Annotated in this window: 18 protein-coding genes and 1 pseudogene; 9 read left to right on the forward strand and 10 right to left on the reverse strand. The window is 36.2% G+C overall.

Features of this window, described 5'->3' with window-relative positions:
- Nucleotides 1–132: 132 nt before the first annotated feature.
- From ACFO3P_RS16760 to ACFO3P_RS16770, 3 genes and pseudogenes are all read left to right on the forward strand, one after another.
- Nucleotides 133–1,494, forward strand: a complete 1,362-nt coding sequence (locus tag ACFO3P_RS16760; protein ID WP_289585059.1) for a GntP family permease — start codon at nt 133–135, stop codon at nt 1,492–1,494.
- 450 nt (nt 1,495–1,944) lie between these two features.
- Nucleotides 1,945–2,613: a hypothetical protein gene (locus ACFO3P_RS16765; RefSeq protein WP_379542549.1), complete on the forward strand. Its 669-nt coding sequence runs from the start codon at nt 1,945–1,947 to the stop codon at nt 2,611–2,613.
- Between the two features lie 12 nt (nt 2,614–2,625).
- Nucleotides 2,626–2,724: pseudogene (locus ACFO3P_RS16770) on the forward strand (excalibur calcium-binding domain-containing protein); the annotation flags it as partial.
- A 100-nt stretch (nt 2,725–2,824) separates the two neighbouring features.
- Here the strand turns inward: ACFO3P_RS16770 and ACFO3P_RS16775 are convergent.
- Genes ACFO3P_RS16775 through ACFO3P_RS16790 form a run of 4 tightly spaced genes read right to left on the reverse strand, consistent with a single transcriptional unit; the run spans nt 2,825 to nt 5,755 of the window.
- Nucleotides 2,825–3,496 (reverse strand): N-acetylmannosamine-6-phosphate 2-epimerase, encoded by a 672-nt coding sequence (locus ACFO3P_RS16775; RefSeq protein ID WP_379542550.1) that lies wholly within the window; start codon nt 3,494–3,496, stop codon nt 2,825–2,827.
- A gap of 4 nt (nt 3,497–3,500) precedes the next feature.
- Nucleotides 3,501–4,373, reverse strand: coding sequence for an ROK family protein (locus tag ACFO3P_RS16780; protein WP_379542552.1), 873 nt, complete (start codon nt 4,371–4,373; stop codon nt 3,501–3,503).
- Between the two features lie 10 nt (nt 4,374–4,383).
- Entirely contained in the window at nt 4,384–5,061 is a 678-nt protein-coding gene (locus ACFO3P_RS16785) for a FadR/GntR family transcriptional regulator (protein WP_042529741.1), read from the reverse strand.
- On the reverse strand, nt 5,048–5,755 hold the full coding sequence (locus ACFO3P_RS16790; protein WP_042529743.1) for a FadR/GntR family transcriptional regulator: 708 nt from the start codon (nt 5,753–5,755) through the stop codon (nt 5,048–5,050). Before ACFO3P_RS16790 ends, ACFO3P_RS16785 begins: the two co-directional genes overlap by 14 nt.
- A 282-nt stretch (nt 5,756–6,037) precedes the next feature.
- Here ACFO3P_RS16790 and ACFO3P_RS16795 point away from each other — a divergent pair, with 282 nt between their 5' ends.
- From ACFO3P_RS16795 to ACFO3P_RS16810, 4 genes are all read left to right on the forward strand, one after another.
- Nucleotides 6,038–6,907, forward strand: coding sequence for an N-acetylneuraminate lyase (locus tag ACFO3P_RS16795; RefSeq protein ID WP_042529745.1), 870 nt, complete (start codon nt 6,038–6,040; stop codon nt 6,905–6,907).
- 103 nt (nt 6,908–7,010) lie between these two features.
- Nucleotides 7,011–8,525, forward strand: coding sequence for a sodium:solute symporter family protein (locus tag ACFO3P_RS16800; protein ID WP_042529747.1), 1,515 nt, complete (start codon nt 7,011–7,013; stop codon nt 8,523–8,525).
- Nucleotides 8,526–8,802: 277 nt separating this feature from the next.
- Nucleotides 8,803–8,985: a P-loop NTPase family protein gene (locus ACFO3P_RS16805; RefSeq protein ID WP_139089001.1), complete on the forward strand. Its 183-nt coding sequence runs from the start codon at nt 8,803–8,805 to the stop codon at nt 8,983–8,985.
- Between the two features lie 117 nt (nt 8,986–9,102).
- Nucleotides 9,103–9,345, forward strand: coding sequence for a pepsin/retropepsin-like aspartic protease family protein (locus ACFO3P_RS16810; protein ID WP_052484893.1), 243 nt, complete (start codon nt 9,103–9,105; stop codon nt 9,343–9,345).
- A 350-nt stretch (nt 9,346–9,695) separates the two neighbouring features.
- Here ACFO3P_RS16810 and ACFO3P_RS16815 read toward each other — a convergent pair whose 3' ends face one another.
- From ACFO3P_RS16815 to ACFO3P_RS16840, 6 genes are all read right to left on the reverse strand, one after another.
- A complete protein-coding gene (locus tag ACFO3P_RS16815; RefSeq protein ID WP_052484894.1) occupies nt 9,696–12,461 on the reverse strand; it encodes a sigma 54-interacting transcriptional regulator in 2,766 nt (921 codons plus the stop codon).
- Nucleotides 12,462–12,531: 70 nt separating this feature from the next.
- Nucleotides 12,532–13,605, reverse strand: a complete 1,074-nt coding sequence (locus tag ACFO3P_RS16820) for an SIS domain-containing protein (protein ID WP_256705081.1) — start codon at nt 13,603–13,605, stop codon at nt 12,532–12,534.
- A 14-nt stretch (nt 13,606–13,619) separates the two neighbouring features.
- A complete protein-coding gene (locus tag ACFO3P_RS16825) occupies nt 13,620–14,441 on the reverse strand; it encodes a PTS system mannose/fructose/sorbose family transporter subunit IID (RefSeq protein WP_256705080.1) in 822 nt (273 codons plus the stop codon).
- On the reverse strand, nt 14,441–15,187 hold the full coding sequence (locus tag ACFO3P_RS16830) for a PTS mannose/fructose/sorbose/N-acetylgalactosamine transporter subunit IIC (protein WP_193064629.1): 747 nt from the start codon (nt 15,185–15,187) through the stop codon (nt 14,441–14,443). Before ACFO3P_RS16830 ends, ACFO3P_RS16825 begins: the two co-directional genes overlap by 1 nt.
- A gap of 24 nt (nt 15,188–15,211) precedes the next feature.
- On the reverse strand, nt 15,212–15,679 hold the full coding sequence (locus ACFO3P_RS16835) for a PTS sugar transporter subunit IIB (RefSeq protein ID WP_256705079.1): 468 nt from the start codon (nt 15,677–15,679) through the stop codon (nt 15,212–15,214).
- Complete coding sequence (locus ACFO3P_RS16840; protein WP_256705078.1) at nt 15,679–16,101, reverse strand: PTS sugar transporter subunit IIA; 423 nt, start codon at nt 16,099–16,101, stop codon at nt 15,679–15,681. The genes ACFO3P_RS16835 and ACFO3P_RS16840 overlap by 1 nt, the downstream gene beginning before the upstream one ends.
- A gap of 317 nt (nt 16,102–16,418) precedes the next feature.
- Here ACFO3P_RS16840 and ACFO3P_RS16845 point away from each other — a divergent pair, with 317 nt between their 5' ends.
- Nucleotides 16,419–16,727 carry a PTS sugar transporter subunit IIB gene (locus ACFO3P_RS16845; RefSeq protein WP_193064631.1) on the forward strand — a complete coding sequence of 103 codons (309 nt, stop codon included), beginning with the start codon at nt 16,419–16,421 and terminating at the stop codon, nt 16,725–16,727.
- A gap of 21 nt (nt 16,728–16,748) precedes the next feature.
- Complete coding sequence (celB, locus tag ACFO3P_RS16850) at nt 16,749–18,032, forward strand: PTS cellobiose transporter subunit IIC (protein ID WP_193064632.1); 1,284 nt, start codon at nt 16,749–16,751, stop codon at nt 18,030–18,032.
- Nucleotides 18,033–18,250 lie beyond the last annotated feature (218 nt).

Genomic DNA, 18,250 nt, shown 5'->3' on the forward strand with positions numbered 1-18,250 from the left:
TATTCTGAATTTCTTTGTAATCAGCAATATCATTGCCATGTTCGCAGAAAGGTAATAAGGAAAGCGCAGTATGAAACTACAGGACAAAACATAGTATGAATTAAATCTATAAAAATGAAGGAGGGAATTATTATGGAGGGGTTTGCTCTCATTTTATTAATTATTGCTGGTGTTATTTTTATTGTTTTTTCTACAGCTAAGTTAAAACTGCACCCGTTTCTTTCTCTATTAATTGCTGCTTTTGGTATTGGGATTATTGCTGGACTGCCGTTAGCTGAAGTCGTAGAAGCAGTAAATGGTGGATTTGGAGGTTTAATGGGCAGTATCGGGCTGGTTATTGTATTTGGTACGATTATTGGTGTTATTTTAGAAAAATCAGGAGCTGCGCTTCGTATGGCAGAGGTTGTCTTACGAATAGTGGGGGAAAAACGTCCTCAAATGGCAATGAGTTTAATTGGTGCTATTGTAAGTATCCCTGTATTTTGTGATTCGGGCTACGTCATTTTATCTTCATTGAAAAAAGCTTTAGCAAAAAAAGCTAAGGTAGCAGTTGCATCAATGGCAGTGGCTTTAGCAACAGGTTTATTTGCGACGCATACATTAGTTCCACCAACTCCAGGACCGATTGCAGCGGCAGGTAATATCGGTGCTGAAATGTATTTGGGGACTATCATTTTAGTTGGCTTGCTCGTTTCTATTCCAGCAGTTATTACAGGTTATATATGGGCTGTTAAAGTCGGTGCAAAAATGAAAGTCGAGGGAGAAGACAATAAGGAATCAGCCTATGATTATGATGCAATTATAAAGGAATTTGGGAAAATGCCTTCCGCGGTTAAATCCTTTACACCGATTGTTGTTCCAATCCTTTTAATTGGATTTAGTTCTGTTATTGCATTTGCTGGCTGGACTGGAACTTTCTTTGAAATTTTTGAGTTCCTTGGTTCTCCAGTAGTAGCTTTGCTAATCGGTGTACTATTTGCTTTTTTACTTTTACCAAAATATGATGAAGAAACACTCTCAGAATGGATTGGGATCGGCTTGAAAGAAGCTGCCCCTATTCTATTAATTACCGGGGCTGGCGGGGCTTTCGGAACAGTAATAAGCACGACGCCCGTTGCTGATTATATTCAAAGATTCGGAGACAATGCATTTTTTACAGGAGCACTGTTCCTGTTTATTCCATTCTTCATTGCTGCAGCTTTAAAATCTGCACAAGGATCATCAACCGCAGCTTTAGTTATTACGTCTACTTTAGTAGCACCACTCCTTCTTGAACTGGGCATTGATGGTGCCATACCGCTAGCGTTAGTTGTGATGGCGATTGGTTCTGGAGCGATGATGGTTTCCCATGTAAATGACAGCTATTTCTGGGTTGTGAAAGAGTTCAGTGGCATGACTGTTACACAAGCTTATAAAGCACAAACGATGGCAACTTTATTACAGGGGATTGTCTCCTTTGTTTTCACATTTTTATTATGGCTTATTTTTGTTTAATACTAGAGAGCGATTAACGCAGATTTTCCGCTGATGGCGGGAGGATAATAAGGGATGAAAGGTGAGGCAGAGCGGTATCTGTCTCACCTTTTTAGATATGAAAATCATTCATTAAAAATAATATAAACCTGTAAAAATTAAAATTTCAAAAATTATAAAGATAGTTATTCAATTTTTATCAAAACTAGCAAATAATACTTCATTTTTCCTTGTTATTTAAGGTATAATTAACTATGATTATAGTATTGTATCTTTATATCCTGTTGCAGACGTCGAATACTTTATAAACGGTATAAACAAAAACATAAATAACGAACTTTATACATTATTACATAATAAGACAAGCAATCATTCAAGCAGGTAAATAGGATATAGATGCAAAAAATAGACAAAGCTGCAACTTCAGTTATTTTGAGCTGCAGTAATTTATTAAAAGGGGAGAAAAGAATAGTGGTTTATGCGTTACAGTCTCTAGGAGGTTTAGTATTATTTTTTGCATTTATTTACATCATTGTCCATCTTGTTCAGAAGAAAATTTTCAAGCGGGAAAAAGTGTTAAATAAACGAGTGTTCTACAGTACTGTAATAAGTGGATTTGTTTTGAGTGCTTTTGGAATGGGCTTAGAACAATCAGACGAAAATACAGTGAAGGTAACAGAGTTAACAGAAGAAAATACAGAACTCAACAGTGAATTAGAAAGCATCCATGCTGATCATGAACAAGCACTTACGGAGCTGGAAGAGCAGCATACATCTGAGATTGCAGAACTGGAAAGCAAGCATGAGGATGCAATAGCTGATTTGACAGCAGAGGCAGAGGAAGCTTCTGACGACATAGAGGAGTATGAAGAGCTGGTAGCATCCTTGGAAGAGGAAAACGAGCAAATTGATTCGCTAAATGATGAAGTTGATGCATTATCTGAAGAAAATGAATCCTTAAAGGGCGATATTAGCAACCTGGAGTCACAGCTGGCAAGTGCAGAATCCAGTTCGGCTACTGCAAGCTCCAGCGACAGTTCTTCAAGCTCTGAATCCGAATCTGGCTCTAGCTCTAGCTCCAGCTCAGAATCTGATTCTAGTTCGGGTTCGAGTGAACCATCGTCCAGTTCCAATGTGTAGTACCAGAACTGTACGGAAGCAAGAGAAGCTGGTGCAGCACCAGTACGTGAAGGTGATCCTGGATATGGCCCTCATCTAGATCGGGATAGAGACGGGGTTGGATGTGAGTAAGCTATCCGCTGATACATCTCTTGAAGAATAATTTAATAATAGAAGAGAATGAAAACAGCTGTGGAGGGGCTCCACAGCTGTTTTCATTAAGCAGAAATAATTAATTTTCCAAAAATCGCTTCGTAATCTCTTTCGGTCTTGTGATTGCTCCGCCAACAACACTCGCATAAGCACCTAAATCCAGACAGCGCTTAAACATTTCTGGAGTGATGACATTCCCTTCCGCAATAACAGGAATTTGAACTGCCTCCAATACGTCCTTTAAAAATTGAAAATCATGATGATAGAGTTTTTCTCCGGCTGTTTCTTCTGTATACCCGTGAAGGGTGGTGGAAATACAGTCAAATCCTAAACGCTCAACGATTTTTGCGTCCTCTAATGTAGCGATGTCCGCCATGATTTCAACATTATTATTCTGACTGCGAATATAATCTACTAATTCGCTAAGTTCTATCTTATTTGGCCGTTTCCTGGCAGTTGCATCGAGAGCGATCATTTCACAGCCGCTTTCTAAAAGTTCATCTATTTCTTTATATGTGGCCGTAATAAAGACAGGGCTGCCTGGATAATCTCTCTTAACAATACCTACAATTGGCAGGCCCACTTCTTTTTTTATTTCCAAAATATCTTCCTTTGTGTTGGCGCGGATGCCGGCAGCCCCGCCTTCTTTTGCTGCTAACGCCATTTTAGACATAATAAAAGAACTGTGCAGCGGTTCATCAGGTAATGCCTGACAGGAAACGATTAAAGACTTTTCCACTTTTTCTAGCATGTTATCAATCCTCCTTAAAGAGTGGGAAGACTGCTCCATATAAAGCAGCATCGTTATAGAGTTGCGCTATTTTCAATTCGGTATTTAAAAAATGAGCTGGCAGGAAAATAGTTAGCTGATTTTTAATGAGATTCAGCAGATAGTCCCCTTGACTGGAGATTCCTCCGCCAATTAGTATTATCGCAGGGTCTTTCATTAGAATGATTTGGGCTAAACCTTTTGCTACTTCTGCGGTCCATTTGTAAATCACATCGTAGCATTTCATGTCACCGGAGCGCGCCAGTTCAAACGCTTTTTCAGCATGAAATGCATTTCCAAGTTCACTTTTTAGCACATTATTCAGTGCTGAAGTGGAGGCTCTTTGCTCGTAATTCAATTTGGTCTCGGGATCATATAAAAGGTAGCCAATGGAGTCGGCTTTTAAATTAGCTCCATCAATCAATCGATGATTATCGTAATGAGCGCCTCCGATGCCGGTACCGAGCGTTAAGCAATATACGTTGTCTGCGCCTTTGGCAGCGCCTTTCCAAACTTCGCCCAGCATGGCTGCGTTCACATCATTTTCAACATATACAGGTACATTCAATCTTTCCGTCAGTCTTTTTTTAAAAGCCGTTCCTGCGTAGTTGGGAATCGTTGGGCCGGCATAAACGATTTCACCTTTATTTCTATCAACGATTCCAGCTGTGCTGATGCCGACTCCTGAAATCGTGTATGCGTGCTTTTGTTCCGTAATAATGGCTTCTACTTGGTGATAGATGGCATCGTCTATATTTACTTTTGTCTCCACTTTGCTTTGGAATTGAAAGACGTGGTTCGTATCCATCACGCCATATTTTATGAACGTTCCACCAATATCTATCGATACATAATTCACCTTCCACCACCTAAACTTTCTTCGTATTATTTATGTGAGCCGTCAATAGACTTTTTGCTCCTTCCACATCCTTGTTAATTAGCATATCTACCATTTTTTCGTGTTCATCATTTATTTTTTGAAATTCTTGATGTGTTATATCGATACGTGATGCAGATTCAAAAAAGTAGCTGGTTATCATATTGGTCATCTGTATAAACAACACATTATTCGTGGCTTCTAACAGCTGTTTATGGAAGTTCATATCCGCTTCTATAAACGCTTCTCTTGTCACGGCTTCTCTATTATTTATAACTGACTCTTTCAGTTTGAGAAGATTATTGTTATTTTCAATTTTAATAATCTCTTCCATTGCGCTGGATTCAAATATGACACGCAGGCTTTGAATGTCTTTTAAGTCGCCGCCGTTCACCTGCCATAGAAAAAAGAAGCTATCAAGTAATTTGTCAATATTCGATTCATTTAAAATAGCACCTTGCCCTTGGCGGACTCTGGTTACACCTGTATTTTCCAGATAACTTAATGCTTCTCTGATCACAGAACGGCTCACCCCGAATATTTCCATAAATTTTCTTTCTGCGGGGAGCCTGTCGCCTGCTTTTAAATTATTATCGATAATGTATTGTTTTATTTCTTGAATAATTGTTTGTTTTAAAGATTTTCTTTCCGATGCATTAATTGGTTCCATCTTCTTTTAACCCTTCCATTTCATAAATATAGTCAAAGATAGGTTCAAAATGTACAGACATGATTTTATGACTGTATTCTAAATTTTTGTTTTTGAGACCTGCCAGTATTTCGCTATGCTCCTTGTAAGATGCTAACAAGTCTTTTTTGCTTTGCATTAAATCAATTTTTACAAGCGAGAAATACTCTTGAATCACCTCGGTGAAATTATAAAACGTTTCATTATCTGCTTCTTGGATAATATGCTGGTGGAACAGCTGATCATATTTTTTGGTGTCCCAATTATGGGTAATTGCTTGGTAGTACTCTTGATTCAAGCTTTCCAGGTAATCGAAATCTACATCTAAATTTTTTTCGATAATCAGCCTTAAAGCACCCAGCTCCAGAATTTTTCTGATTTCAACCAGCTCTCTAATCTTTACGCCATGAGCTTCATAATGATGTTTGAGAATGGATTTAATTGAACGGAAATCAGAGTCCCCTACAAAAACTCCGCCGCCGGGTTTGATTTTTAAGATACCAATAGATTCTAAAGATCTTAACGCCTCTCTTACTACCGTTCTGCTTACCTGCAGCTTGGCAATAAGTTCTTTTTCCGTAGGCAGTTTATCATTTTCTTTTAATTTATTTTCAAGAATATATGTTTTAATCCTATCCATTGCTATTTCTACTAATGATGTTTTTTGAATTGCCATCTACACCACTCCTAATAGAATAATCATAACACATAAGGAAGCAGCATAAGCAGAAGGCAAAAAAGAAGATAATAATAATTTTTTGCATCTAAAAGAATTATCATTCCTGCCAACGTGTTCTCAAGGTTCAAAGAAATAAAACGCATACAGGAATCGAAATTTACTAAAAATTATCTTGACAATTAAGGTGACACCTTCTATGATGAACATATCGAAAATTGGTCTGACCATATTATATATTTAAAGACTTATTTATTTCAACTACTTTGGAGGTTTTTTATTATGAAGGGTATTTTCTCAGCATTATTGGTTCCTTTTGATGAAGAAGGAAAGGTGAAGGAAAAAGGTTTACGAGAAATTGTAAGGCAGAATATAGATGTGCAAAAAGTCGATGGATTATATGTTAATGGAAGCTCTGGAGAAAATTTCATGTTGTCGCTGGAACAAAAGAAATTTATCTTTAAAACAGTGAAAGAAGAAGCAAAGTCAGATGTGAAATTAATTGCGCAGGTTGGTTCGATTAATTTAGATGAAGCGGTAGAGTTAGGACAATATGCTACAGAGTTAGGCTATGACAGTCTTTCTGCAGTGACACCGTTTTATTATCCATTTGGTTTTGAAGAAATCAAGACCTACTATGAAACCATCATTGAAAAAACGAATAATAATATGATTATTTATGCTATTCCAGCCTTAACCGGTGTGGCTATTTCAACGGCTCAATTTGAAGAACTGTTTGAGAATGAAAAAGTAATTGGTGTTAAATTTACAGATAGCAATTTATTCCTGTTAGAAAGACTGCGAAATAAGTTTCCTGATAAACTGATTTATTCCGGTTTTGATGAAATGTTGATTTACGGTGCTATTTCCGGGGTGGATGGAGCCATCGGCAGCACATACAATGTAAACGGTCAGCGGGCAAAACAGATATTTGAACTTTGCCAGCAGGATAAGGTTTCCGAAGCTTATGAAATTCAGCATGTTACCAATGATTTAATTGAAAAAGTGCTTGAACTGGGAATCTATCAGACATTGAAAGAAATTTTAAAAGTAAAAGGAATCGACGCAGGGACAACCAAGCAGCCAATGAAAGCTTTTGATGAATCAAAGCAGGAAGAAGTAGTTAAATTAGTAGAGCAATTCCAATTGTAATATATGCGTGCAAAAGTCATTTTTAATGGCTTTTGCGCTTAAATAAGAAAACGCTTTATCAGAAGGTGTGTAAAAAATCTTATAATTCGAGGAGTGAAATAAGATGGATAAAATAGGGCTGGGAACGGCTAACTGGTTGGTCATTATTGTATACTTGATTGCAATGCTGGGAGTGGGTCTTTATTTTACAAAGAAGGCTGGTAAAAATACAGACGAATTTTTTACTGCTGGCGGGAAAATCCCGGCGTGGGCAGCAGGATTTAGTATTTATGCTACGACATTAAGTGCGATCACGTATATGTCTACACCTGAGCAGGCATTTTTGACAGATTGGTCTTATGCAGCAGGGAATATTGCTATTTTTGCAATTATTCCAATCCTGATTTATTTTTATATCCCTTTTTTCAGAAAGCTGAACGTTACCAGTGCTTATGAATATTTAGAGGTACGGTTTGGGGCGTCATTAAGAGTTGTGGGAAGTTTATTATTTATTTTATTTCATATTGGACGTGTGGCAATTGTTGTGTATCTGCCTACGCTTGCCATTACATCGGTTTCAGATATAAACCCCATGTTGATTGCCTCTATCGTAGGTATCTTATGTATTATTTATACTTTCCTCGGTGGAATAGAGGGTGTCATCTGGAGCGATGTTATTCAGGGAATCATCCTGCTTGGAGGAGCTATCCTTGTCATTGGTGTTGGGATAAACTATATAAATGGCGGATTCTCAACAATTATTTCGGATGCTTTAGAGAATGATAAGTTAATCACTGCAGGGAACTTTCAGTTTGGAACTGCTGCAGCTGCGATACCTATCATCTTCTTAGGTTCGATTTTTAATAACTTGCATCAATATACAGCGAGTCAGGATGTTGTACAGCGTTACCAAACAACGAAATCTATGAAAGAAACGAATAAATCACTTTGGACAAATGGAGCGCTTGCACTTATTACGATTCCGATATTTTATGGGATGGGAACGATGTTGTATAGTTACTACTCTAATTCGGGAGGTTTACCGGAAGAGGTAAATACGTCGGCTATTGTTCCTTACTTTATTGTAACAACGCTTCCAGCTGGTGTAGCAGGGTTATTGATTGCAGCAATATTTGCAGCAGCTCAATCAACTATTTCTTCCAGTTTAAATAGTATCTCTGCCTGTGTGATTACTGATTTTAAACAGCGCTTTTTTGAAAAGAAGAAGGGAAATGATGTATTACTTGCAAGGTTGGTAGTTATTATTGCTGGCGTATTAGGAATGACTGCCGCGTTATACTTGGTTTCTACCAATAGAGCAGAAACATGGAATCTATTTTTAGATATAACTGGATTATTTGGAGTACCTATCGCAGCTGTATTCGCATTAGGCATTTTAACGAAACGGGCAAACACGCCGGGTGTTTTTATAGGTTTGGGAACTGCGGCTATTGTAGCTTATTTTGTCCAAGGAACGGATATGACTCCATTTGCTGTGAGTATGGTTTCCTTCTTAGTTTCCTTTGTTGTCGGTTATCTGGCGAGTTTTGTTTTTTCGGATAAAGGAAAGAATATTAAGGGGTTAACAATTTATACGAAAAGTGAAGGTTATGCAGATGAGGTAAGTAAGGCGGAATAATGTGAAAGACACTTCTGTTGCTGTGATGGGCAGAGGTGTTTTTTTGTGGGGGTAAATCATACTTTTAATCAAGAGAAGCTATAGGGAAGTTAAAATGTTTCAATTACTCTGTCAAGGCAGCAAAGATTATACTAATCATGATGAATCCTTCTTTACTGAATATATAAGGACGTATTAGAGATTGTGTTAAAACGGGGAGGGAATCTTCTATATTTTGACAAGGTAAGGTGGTTAAGCTAAATACTGTATTTCTTTATACTATAATAGGAAGGTGAATATGAATATGAGATGGCTAGAAGCGAGAGAATTATTTCCTAATCAGTTTATATTGGTTTCTATACTGGATTATCATGAAGAAGGAGATAAAAAAATTGTTGATGAAGTAGAACTGATTCAATCAGTTTCAGAGAAGAATGCTAATAAAGAATTCTTTCATGCTAAAGAAGGTACAATGCTGTAGCATACTTCTAATCGAGATTTTATTATTCATTTACGGAGAGATCCTATGGTGAAAGTGGGGAGGGGATATGAAATTATTCTATGACGGTCAACTTATGTTTTAGAAGAAATCGGTGTTATGTATGAAAATGGAGATGCTATTTATGAAGCATATGGGATTGGTAGTACAGTACCTTTTTATACAAAGGCTATGAATCATATTGTTATTGGTAATTTCACAATAAAAAATTTTGAAATAGATGTCGGTATGTTGCCGAACAACCATAATGCTTTACTGGGTTTGGACATATTAAAAAAGCATCGTTTTGTGATTGATTTAAAAAAATTAGAACTTACTCCTGGTATAAAATCAAGTAGTTGATAAATTGGTTATAAAAATTTAATGTTATATGAATCCACCTCTATTTTTAATCCTCTAAATCTACACCTCAGATACTGGATTAATAATTAATATTCCGACTGTATGAACAGCCGGAATGCTGATAAGTAAGCACATCTTTTAAGGTGTATAATGAGATATTATTAAAAAGAATTCTCTGACCACCTTAGAAAACCTAAAGGATATATTAAAAGTTAAAAAATGAACTTCCCGATATAGTGAAGAACTTATGAAAAAATATTACTATATCGGAGAGTTTTTAATAGGTTGAACCTTGATAAACATCTATAATATTCTAGCCAGTAACACATTGAAGCGTCTTAATTATAATTCTAATACGCAAAATCCAGATGATTGTGCTTTATAATATCGTGGATATAACCGATTTCACTCGTCGGCAGAGTGATGTTATAAACATTTTCCAATTGAATGAACGCCTTTTTAATACCGCCTATAAATTCTCGATGCTTATGCTCAAAATTATCTAATTCTGCATAAATCTCTATTGGCTGTTGTTTGACGAGTCTTTCTATCAAACAACTGATATGAATGTATAAACTGATTTTGGAAGAATTAGATAATTTAATTTGAAATATTTCCTGTAACAAGCTTAATGCTCTTTCAACATGATTAATGATTTTTTCAGGATTTAATATCGTGATATGATCAAGCACACTTTGCATTGAGAACTGCTTAAGAAGCTTATCGTTAAGTACGGTTATCTCGCTTTCTGTCAATACGGTTCCAAGAATCTCATACCATTTAAATTGATTTTCTCCGTTGATTATGTCTTCAATAGCTACAAAGGGTATTCCTTCTATTTCAGGATCCAATGTTCCTACAATACCCAAAATGTTGTACGAGTCAAATAAAGCGCTTTCTGATTCGTTATGTTCCAAGGTTGAATAATCAAACGCGATAACATCAATATTTTTTATGTTTTTAAATATCCTGTCCAATAACTCTTTAAATTTCATAGCCGTTCCGATACCAGTATCACAGGTAGTAATAATAACATTTTCTTTTTTGTTTGCAGGAGGTTCAATGATTTGATACTTTGGTATCTGTTTCTTCATTTTCGCTAATATTTGCTTGATTGGTTTGTTTTGAAGGATACTTTCTCCTGCTTCAATGACCATGGAGGTCGTCACATTATTGACTAAACCAATCGTTCCTTTAAAGCTATTTTCTAATCGATCAGATAATTGTGTAAGGGAACCCATGTCTACAAAAATAATAATATCATTATGGTTATCGATGGTTTTAAGGAATAATTTCATTTTCTCGATAACATCTGAAACAGAGACTTCTATAGGCATGTCAAACCCTTGAAAGAGATATTTTCCCAATAATCTATTGGCTACATTTGCAATGCTTGAAGCGGTATTCTCCCCGTGGCAGACAATGATTGATTTGATTCCTTTACTATCCGTCAGCTTCTCGAAACTTCTTAAAAACAAAATAATGATATTCAAATCTAGTAAATTAATTGTTAATCCTAATACATTTTCCATTTCTTCTTTAATCAGATTTGCCTGATTGAATTCTCTTGGATAAACATGTTTTAAGCCTTCTAAAAGCTTTCTAAAAACACCTTCTTCATCTGTTAACGCTGAAAATGATTCATTTCGGTAAATAATATACTTCGTTATTTTTGAAATAGTCTGCTGTGAATAGAAGGTATAATCATAAACTTTTAGAACATTGAACAATAATTTTTCGATAGTATTAACTTTCTGTTCAGAGCTTTCTAAAAGAGAAAAAGACTGCAGTTCGTCTAAATATTTTTTTACATCTTCTACTAGAGCCGAAAAAGGTATATCTTGATGATTTTTTACTTTAGTCTGTATATCTTTAAACAAATGATGGATTATGCTTTCTGTTTTTGTAATATGTTTGTCAGCTAATGTAGGTCCATCTTCGTAATCAATCACCATTTCATCTAAAAAGATATGTTTGAATTGATAGTTTAAATAATACTTATTGTCTGCATATAGTTTTATTAAATGCTCAGGCAAATGTCTGATGTTAATGGAAATATTGTCATCAGCCATGGAATTTTCCTGTAAAGCACTGGCACAGGAAAAAATAATAACGTTTTTAAGTTCACCTATATTGCCGGGAGGATCATATTTAAAGAGTGTGTAGATTACATTTTTAGAAATATCCAAGGTTTTGTTTATTCGTTTGCTTTCATCTTTATAAAATTTTTTAATCAATGTCTGTCTGTTTTTTAGAGACATTTGATTAAGAGATGGTAAATCGATAATCACTGGTATTCTTCTTGTAAAAGTAGGTAAAAAAGCTTCGCCAGGGTTCTCTGTGGTAGCAAGAATAACCCTGACATTTGTCTTCTTCTCTATATCATTGCTACCTAAGGGATTATAGACTCCCTTATCCATTAGCAGAAATAACTTTTCCTGACTCTCAAAAGATAATCGATGTGCTTCATCTAAAAATAATACCCCGTTATTCGCGGCTTCTACAATACCCATTTTGTGGTTATCCGCTCCGGTAAAAGCTCCCTTTACATGACCAAATAGTTTCGCAGTAATTAAATCAGGATTATCTGCATATTCAGCACAATTTAAAGTAATGAATTTCCCATTGTTTGAAATAATCTCTTCATTGGAAGCATAATCATAAATCAATTTTGCTAAGTAACTCTTTCCCACACCTGAATTTCCTGTAATCAGAATTGGCAGCCCGCTCGGAGGGTAACTGATTGCTGTCTTGCATTGTTCAATCATATTTTTTGTATCCATGGATTCACCAATAAACTCTTGGAAAGGATCTGAAATATTTTCATTGATAGAAAAATAGCTCTTTAAATCAGAAATACTTTTAAAGACAAATGTATCCACTCTTTTATGATAGAAGTTTTCCAATGTTTTTCTCTCATAGAATAGAACGGGACGCGAATTCACTTTTATTAATTCTTGCCGGTGAAATAAGTCATTTAACAGGCGACTTGCTACACTTCGATTCATTTGAAATGTATCGCTTAACAAAGTTGCCGTAGCCCCTTTTCCCAGCTGCTGCGCTTTCCTATTTATGGATTGTTGACTTAGAAATTGAATTAGTTGATCTATATCCATCTATCTCATCCTTTTAAAATAAATAGTTATTGCAGCGTATCCGTGGCGGAAGATACGCTGCAATGCCCTATTATGATTTGCTCTTCATCAGCTGATGGAAATTTTGGAATTTAGAAACTGCAGGATCAATTCCTTTTTCATTTGCTAATACAGCAGATAGAAGCTGTAGAGGAATAATATATTCAAAGACACTAAATATTGAATCTTCATCTCTGGAAATAATCAAATCTTTCGGAGAAGCATTTGTTTTTTCACTTCCTATCAAATAACAATGGTTTGTAACTTTACTCAGAAATTCTTCCAATGCTAGTAATCTTTCCCGATTCTCGTGTTGGGATGCCAGAAAAATAAAGTTACTATCTTCACTGACGCAATTATACACACCATGCATATACTCTTCCATCTCATACCCGATGACTGGAACCCTTACCGTTTCTAGAAGTTTTAATGCCCCTTCTAATACTGTGGCATAATGGGACCCGTACCCGATAACCATGATTTCGCGGGCGTTTGTCAATTCATCTTTGATTTGATAAACCCATTCTTCTGAAGCATGAACAATTTCATCCAGCTTTTCGAAAGTTTTTTTCATTCTTGCCAAATAATTATTGTACTTCTCGTCACTTAGTAACTGATTATACTCGCTAAATTCTAATGAGAATAACATTAAGGTGAGGATAGATGCTACATATCCTTTCGTTTTTGCTCCAGCCTTTTCCTGATCTCCTACTTCAATAGGTAAATAATAATCAGATATATCGGCCAGATTACTATCTTTATATTCTGAAATTCCAACTGTCGGGATATTCATTTTCTGTGCACGTTTTATCCCATTTATCGTAGACAGACTGCTGCCTCCCTGTGAAATACCTAAAACAAGATTGTTTTTGCTGTCCGATATTTTTTCTTGCATAAAATGGGTGGGATAAGTTGGTTGAACCTCCCAATTAGTTACTTCTTCTATTAGTGGCTTGGCAGCTACTGCCGCATGATAAGAAGTCCCTGAACCGATAATATATACATTTCTCACTTCTTTATTTACAGATGGAATCACAGGTCCTACAATCTTTTTTCTGTTTTCGAGTAAATGGAGCAGTACTTCCTTTTCTTCCAAAATATATTGATGCATTAAATTAACAGTCATTTTCAATTCCTCCTTTAGAAAATACCTAAAACTGAACTTACAATTCCTATTACAATAATTCCTAACATAATATAGTTCACTTTGACGCTTTTCTTTAATAGATAAAGTATAAATAAGGTTAGACCAAGCGGTATCATTTTTGGCATAATCTCATCCAGTGTATCTTGCAGGTTCACTTCACTGCCTTGCATACTGAAAGAGAGAGGAGTGGATAGGTCAATCAATGTTCCTGTCATTGCTCCTATCACTATCAAACCTAATACCGATGCACTTAAAGATATTTTTTCAAATTGCCCTTTTTCCTGAATCTTGTCTAACAAATCTGTTCCTTTATTAAACCCTACGAAAGTTCCATAGTATCTGGCTAAAAAATGTGGAACATTATATAGCAGTAAGAATAGGATAGGTCCTAACATATTTCCGTCGCTTGCCAGAGAGATGCCTATACCAGCAGCAATGACTCTAAATGTGCCCCAAAAAAATGAATCACCTATTCCTGCAAGTGGCCCCATTAATGCAACTTTAATATTATTTATTGTAGTTTTATCAAAATTCTCTTTGTCTTTCGCGTTTTTTTGTTCCATGGCTCCGGATATACCCATAATAAAACTGGATACAGCTGGTGTCGTATTAAAAAATGCCAAATGTCGCTGATACGCTTCTGCTCGTTCTTTGCTATTAGGATACAATTTAATTAATAGCGGAATTAATGAATAAAGGTAGCCTAAGGCCTGCATCCTTTCATAGGTAAAGGAACCCTGAAGTGTGAAAGAACGCCAGAACACTTTTTTTAAATCTTTTTTAGTAATCTCGCCCGGTTTATTTTGTTCTTCCATTATAAAGAAACCTCCTCTTCATCAGATTTATCTAACTGATAAAGTATTACTGCAATGATTGCTCCAATAATGGCGACTCCAGTGATATCTACGCCAAAGTAAATAGCAATGACAAATCCCAAAAAGAAATATGGAGAAAGCTTCATACTGAACGTCATTTGAAGTAACAAAGCAAAACCTAATGCCGGAAACATCGAAGCTGCTACCTCTAATCCATTCGTAATAAAAGCAGGAATGTTATTAACAAAAGCCTCAACTGTTTCTGAACCCAGCATAATTCCTAAAAAATTTGGTACAAATCCATTTAAAAAGAATAAAGAAATTCCCAGCCAATGCATAAGAGTTATCTTTCTTGAATCACCTTGCTTGGCGTAACGGTCGGCACGGTGAATGAAAAAAGTATTTACCGTACGAACCAGAATTCCTAAAGACTGTGCTAAAATAGCAATTGGTACAGCTAGGGCTAAGGCAACTTCTGGGCCACTGTCTGTCATAATGGCAAATGCAGTTCCTAATACTCCTCCGGTAGTGACATCTGGGGGAGTGGCTGAACCAATGCCGACAATTCCCATCCAAACTAATTCCAGTGTAGCACCTACGATAATCCCTGTTTGCAGGTCTCCAAGAATCAGCCCTACCACTGGACCAAGTACTAATGGTCGTTCGATCATGGTTTGTCCAAAAATTCTGCCATCCAGGATTCCAACTGCTCCAACAAGTCCTATCAATATCGCTTCCAGCAGCATTTTCTTCCTCCTTCCAAAGCGTTTTTAAACAAGGTTTTTAAATAATTTTTTTGTATCGTTAGGAACTTGGCGAACCTCTACTTCGATTTTTTCTTCAATGGTCTTTAAATTTTTAATGTCCTCGTCATCTACTGCCACCGCTCGGGAAATTAATTTCTTTCCTTCTGCCATTCGAATTCCGCCAACATTAATACTTTTAATATTATCCGAGGCATCTACAAGGCTTTTTGCGTCTTTAGTAGAATCAATGATGACTAACGCTTTCATTTTTGGGTTGTCCAATTTTGGTAAATCTTTGACAGCGTCTTCAACTGATTTAATATAAAGCTTGGCACTTGGTGGCTTAGCCATTTTTAAAGCCATCTGTTTCGTTTTATCCAGAGCAGCATTATCGTTCGCCACCAAGATGATATTGATGTCATAGTGCTTTGACCAGGCAAAAGCTACCTGCCCATGTAATAACCGATCATCGATTCTTACCAGTTTAATCATCAGAATTCCATCCTTTCCTGTTCCTGCCTTTCGACAACTTCATTAACATAGACAATCCCTTCTTTTCCTTGATAGATGCTTTTGTGAACAAGTTGTTTGAGACTAATATCTTCGTTGTTACTAATTAATTCAATAGCCACTGGGAGATTGGTTCCGGTTAGAACATGAATATTTTCTTTCGTCATCCATTCGGCCATTAAATTAGTAATACTTCCGCCTAAAATATCTGTGAGCACTACATATTCCGTATCAGATTCTTGCTGGGCAACTATGTTTTGCAATTGTTCTTTGATAGATTCTGTGCTCGTATTTGGATTCATTTTGATAGAGTGCATATTTTCTTGCTGTCCCAGTATCATTTCTATGGAATATACAAATGCGTCTGATAAATAGCCGTGTGTTGCGAATATAAAACACCTCATTCGTTCACCTCCTTTACTTTTATCTAGCAAAAAACATGCCAAAATAGTGTGTATTAAAGGTTTTAGTGTTGGTTATGTTCGTTGGAAGTTGTAGAATCAATATTTGAGAAGCTGAAGAATTTTTATATATGGCGAAGCACAGGCAGATGAAGCAAGATTTGTGCAACACTGGAGAGTGTAGATGTTTTTTGTACATCTTAATGTATTTCCCCTTCAAAGAGGAAAAACAATGTGTTTAGTTGTAAGCGTTTTAGAATTACTATAAGGATAGTTTCACAAAACATTATTTTAATAAAACACTTTAGGAGGAATTATAGATGAAAAAAATATTATTAGCATGTTCAGCAGGTATGTCAACAAGTCTATTAGTTAAAAAAATGGAGGAAGCAGCAGAAGCTAAAGGCATTGAAGTAACTATTTGGGCTGTTGCGCAAGATAAAGCACCAAGTGAAATGGAAAAGGCAGATGTTCTTTTGATTGGCCCGCAAATGAGATTCATGAAGAAGAAGTATACTCCTGTAGCAGAAGAAGTTGGAATTCCATTAGATGTTATTGATCCAATGACATATGGACGTGTAGATGGGGAAGCTGTTTTAAATCAAGCATTAGAATTGATTGAAAAATAACCGTCAAAGGAGGACTAATAAATGAATAAGTTTATGGAGTTTTTGGAAAATATTCTGTTGCCGATTGCGGATAAATTAAACAACAATAGATATTTAACAGCTTTACGTGATGGGTTCATGGTTGCGTTACCATTTATTATTTTCGGTTCCATTTTCGTTGTTTTGGCAAATCTGCCATTCTTAGACAGGTTAATTGGAGAAGAAGCGTTTGCAACTTACCAAAATGCATTAGCGCCAGCATCAGAATCAACGTTAAGCCTTATGGGATTATTTGTTATCGTAGGTATTGGTTATAAGTTAACGCAGCGATACGGTTTGGAAGCTATTTATGGTGGTACAGTTGCCATCGCATCTTTCTTAATATTAACACCTCAAGTTCTTGAAGGAGTGGCTGGTGCTATCCCGGCTGTAAGCTTAGGTGCGGAAGGCATGTTTTTAGGAATTGTTACCGCATTCGTTTCCGCTGAGTTATATAGATTTTTCACTCAAAAAAATTGGACAATTAAAATGCCGGCTGGAGTACCAGATCAGGTTTCTAAATCATTTAGTGCATTGATTCCGGTTGCTTTGACATTATCCATCTTTTTAGTTCTCAGAATTGTATTCAGCTTTACTCCGTTTGATACGATACAGAATTTTATTTATACGCTTATTCAAGAGCCACTGACTGCTCTGGGCAGCGGTTTACCAGCAACAATTATTGCTGTTCTTTTAATTCAAGTATTTTGGTTCTTTGGATTGCACGGTCAGATTATTATAAACTCTGTATTTGACCCAATCTGGTACGCTTTAAATAATGAAAATCTACAAGCATTCCAAGCTGGTCAAGAAATACCAAACGTTGTAACCAAACAGTTTATTGATACCTTCTTAGTTGGTATGGGCGGAACTGGTATGACGTTAGCAGTTATCATTTTAATCTTAATAATAGGTCGAAGCAGGCAGATGAAAGAACTTGGCAAACTAGGTGCACCAGCAAGTATATTTAATGTAAATGAACCAATCATCTTTGGGCTGCCAATTGTTATGAATCCGTTATCTCTCATTCCTTGGATTCTTGCACCAGTTGTTGTAACGATTATAACGTACTTTGCGATGTCAACGGGTATCGTACCAAAACCAGCAGGAATTATTGTGCCATGGACTACGCCGCCGCTTCTCAGTGGATTCTTGGCGACAGGAAATGCGTGGCAGGGGGCAGTATTGCAAGCATTTAACTTAATAGTCGTAATGATAATCTGGTGGCCTTTCCTTAAGATTATTGATAAAAGCTATTATGAAAATGAGAAGAAAAGCAGCAAATAAAAATAAAGCACCATTGTCTATTTATTAAAAAATGGATTAAAGCAATCTTTTTGGAGCATAAAGAGAATCACAAGCAGAAGTGATTATCGCTATAAGAATATAATTGCGACTGAACATCCAGCTGATTGTCAATTGAGCAATCTTCTTTATCATAGTGAAAGAGGGTGAAATTTACTAAATGCTGGATATGTACGTCGCTATATATAAAATGAATATAA

Source organism: Oceanobacillus aidingensis (genome assembly GCF_042654105.1).
GTDB classification, from domain to species: Bacteria; Bacillota; Bacilli; order Bacillales; family Amphibacillaceae; genus Oceanobacillus; species Oceanobacillus oncorhynchi.